The 3,783-nt window shown below is 51.9% G+C and carries 1 protein-coding gene; it reads right to left on the bottom strand.

Annotated elements, in window-relative coordinates; all coding sequences use genetic code 11:
- Nucleotides 1-80: 80 nt before the first annotated feature.
- Nucleotides 81-3,416, bottom strand: a complete 3,336-nt coding sequence (locus ACO6V1_RS22840; RefSeq protein WP_422445619.1) for a hypothetical protein — start codon at nucleotides 3,414-3,416, stop codon at nucleotides 81-83.
- Nucleotides 3,417-3,783: the final 367 nt, after the last annotated feature.

Genomic DNA, 3,783 nt, shown 5'->3' with positions numbered 1-3,783 from the left:
AGGTGTTGGAAAGCTCAGGGCATATTTCTTTTTAGGGGCGCTTATCATTTTATGCAAGCTTACTGGTGACGGCCTTGATATTATTCAGGCTGAATCATCGCAAGCAGTGTTGTGATAAAGTCCTTTCTTTTGATCTCGTAATCACTCTCATGCACAGCTGTCAATAGCCAGCTGTTCACTCTGTGCTCAAACGCTTGACGGTAAATATGGCTCTTCAATTTCACTTGAAGATTCTCCGTCAGCACTTGCAGGCGCTGTTGTTGTTTTTGCCGCTGGTGAGTCTGGCAGTCAGGTTTTCCGGGTTTGCTTTCACAGTGCAGAGCGATGAACTGCCTGGCTTTATTCAGGGTGAGCAGGGAGCGCATCAGCAGGCCATAAATATGCTCCTCCGGGTTTTGTGGAAAATTAAACAGAATGGTTCGTGGTATGGAAAATATCTCTCTTCTTTGCAACCGATCTGTCAGCAGGTCAAGGTTATCGGCAAGGTATGCCAGCGTATTGTTCAGTAATCCGGTTTCTTCAGCAAACGACAGACACCACACCGGCCTGTTCACGCCAGGAACGTCAATGGCCAATCGTGCTGTATTTCTGTCTGTTACCAGGGCGTTAACACTGACCTGAAGGTCCATTACTTTCATACCCAGATCGCCGTCTTTAAGCTGAATATTGTAAGCTGTCGGGAGTTTAATCGCCGGACATCCAGGAACCCGGCTGATGGTCATGCTCTTGGGGATTTCTGAATCCCTGTCGGTGTTAAGTACCTGCAGCTTTTCAAAGAGGGTTCTGGCAGACTCATCTGTCGTGCAAATAATGTCAATATCATTGAATGAGGAGCAGAGGTTCTGTAAACAACGCGCGTATGAACCGGTCACCAGTATGGCGGGAGCGTCACAGGCGTCATTGATTGCCTGGATGATCTCCAGTGTTTTCAGTATGAGCACATTTAACCGGGAAGCCTGCCTTTCCGGGAAGCCCGGTCCGTCTGCTGTTGCTACGGGATACTTCCCGCGCACGGGAACCGCCGCTTTGTGTTGACTGGCGGAGGCTGCGTATCCCTGGGGACTGCCCCCTGAAGCAACGGTATTTGCCCGTTTATACAGCAAACTGTCAATTATTCTGGCTTTATGCATTTCGCAGTTGCGTTGCTCAAACCAGCAGACCAATGCATGGCGCCGTTTGCTTCCTTCCGGAAAATGCTGAAGGCAATTCAGAACCTGTTCCTTATGGATGGCTTGTCCATTAATAGACTGGCTGGTGATATAGCAGTGTGCCAGGAAGAAAAAATGTATACGTGAATTCTTGAATGAGCGCCTCAGGCCGGTGATGGATTGCAATACCTGTTGCGCTGACACCACCTGATGATCAATTGACAGCCCATGCTGCATAGCCATGAATTTCAATAGACATTCCAGTCGATCATGCTCATCGTCTTTGACCGATACGCTGTTCAGGATTTGCCAGGTCTCTTGAAGTGTCTCCTGAGCTTCGCTGGTTTCCTCGTACTTTTGAGATTGTTTCAGCTTTTGAATCAGATACCTGATTTGTTTTGCAGAGTGATCCCCGGGTGCTTCATTAAACGCTGCCAGTACTTTCCGATTATCCAGACAGGCGCTGTTCAATTCTCTTGCATTCAATGCCAGCTGAGAATAAAAAACAGCTCTTTCGAGCAACCAGCCACCGCGTTCATAATCCTTAACCACCGCCTCCGGTGTAACCTGCTGACCATTGAACGCCAGTCCCCTCAGACAACATTGATCCCTGAAGCGTACTATTCCCAGTTTGCCTTCCAAATTTTGTGGGAAATCCTTAACCACTGCATCCGGTGTGACCTGCTGGCCATTAACCGCCAGTCCCCTCAGGCAACATTCCATTTTGAAGCGTGCCTGCGCCAGAGGTGCCCTGGCCGCCCTGAAACCCCTGACCACCTCATCCGGTGTGACCTGCCGGTGATTCAACGCCAGGGCCCTGAGGCAACATTGTTCTTTAAAGCGTGCTATCCCCAGTCTGCCTTCCCGGGTATTCGGGAAATCCTTGACCACCGCATCCGGTGTGACCTGCTGGCCATTCAACACCAGACCTCTCAGGCAACATTCCTCTTTAAAGCGTGCCAGCTCCAGTGTTGCCCCGGCTGCCTGATAACCCTTAACCACCGCATCCGTTGTGACTTGCTGGCCGTTCAGCACCAGCCCCCTCAGGCAACATTCTGCTTTAAAGCGCGCCAGCTCCAGTGTTGCCCCGGCCCCCTGATAATTCTTGGCCACCACATCCGGTGTGGCCTGCCGGTTCTGCAACGCCAGGCCCTTCAGGCAACATTGTTCGCTGAAGCGTAATCTCCCCAGTCTGCCTTCCGGACTGTTTGGGAACTCCTTAACCACCGCGTCCGGTGTGATCTGCTGGCCATTTAATACCATGCCCTTCAGGCAGCATCGTTCCTTAAAGTGCGCCAGCCCCAGTCTGCCTTCCGGATTATCCGGGAAATCCTTAACCACCTCATCCGATGTAACGTGCCTGCCTTTCAACCGCAGGCCTTTCAGGCAACATTCTGCTTTGAAGTGCGCTAGCTCCAGCGTCGCATTGGCTGCCTGATAATCGTTAACCACGGCATCCGGTGTGACCTGCTGGCCATACAACACCAGGCCCCTCAGACAGCATTCCGCTTTGAAGCGTGCAATACCCAGTTTGCTATGCGGACTCTCCGGGAAATCCTTAACCACCTCGTCCGGTGTGACCTGTTGGCCATGCAGTGCAAGGTCTCTCAGGCAGCATTCCGCTTTGAAGCGTGCAATACCCAGTTTGCCTTGCACACTGTCCGGGAAATCCTTAACCACCATATCCGGTGTGACCTGCTGGCCCTTCAGCAACAAGCCTTGCAGGCAGCATTCTGCTTTGAAGCGCGCTATCTCCAGGGTTGCTCTGGCTGCCTGATAATGCCTGACCACGGCATCCGGTGTGACCCGTTGGCCATTTAATATCAGGCACTTCAGGCAGCATTCCGCTATGAAGCGTGCTTTTCCCAATGCGCCTTCCGGGCTATCCGGGAAAGCGTTAACCACCTCGCCCGGTGTCACCTGCTGGCTATTCAACAGCAAACCCTTCAGGCAACATTGTTCCTTAAAGCGTGCGATCCCCAGTTTGCCTGGCAGACTATCCGGGAAGGCCCTGACCACCGATTCCGGTGCGACCTGCCGGCCCTTTAACGGCAGACCCTTCAGACAACATTCTTCCATAAAGCGAGCCAGCTCCAGTGTTGCCCGGGCGACCTGAAACTCGTTAACCACCTCATCCGGTGAGATCCGCCGACCTTTCAACAGCAGGCCTTTCTGACAACATTCTGCTTTGAAGCGCGTGATCGCCACCAGATACTTATTTCGATCTGGCTTCCGGGTGAATTCCTGGATGACCTGATCCGGGGTCACTTTTCTGCGATTGAGTAGAATGTTCTGTAAGCACAGTTTTGACAGAAAAAAGCCACCTCTGAGAGAGGTTCTATCTTTTCCATAGGCGTTCAGCACCACAGCGGGGGTGACTTGCCGTCCCTGTAATGGTTGCTTTTTCCAAAAAGCCTCCTCAATACCTTTGGGATCATCCCGGGGTGGGGCTATACCCCTGTGGGATTGATGGTTCGAGACTCTTTTGCCATTAAATGTACTTCCGTTGCGGTCAGGACCCCTGCTTGAAACGGTTTGCTGGCGAACCCGGTCAGCAGGCTTTGGGTGGGCGTAGGTTGATGTGGTTGCTTTCAGAATAAAGCCCTGCGCACATTAGAAGACTGTAAATATCGCT

The organism is Endozoicomonas sp. ALC013, assembly GCF_049310205.1.
In the GTDB taxonomy this organism is placed as follows: Bacteria; Pseudomonadota; Gammaproteobacteria; order Pseudomonadales; family Endozoicomonadaceae; genus Endozoicomonas.
This window is presented reverse-complemented; position numbering and strand designations above follow the sequence as displayed.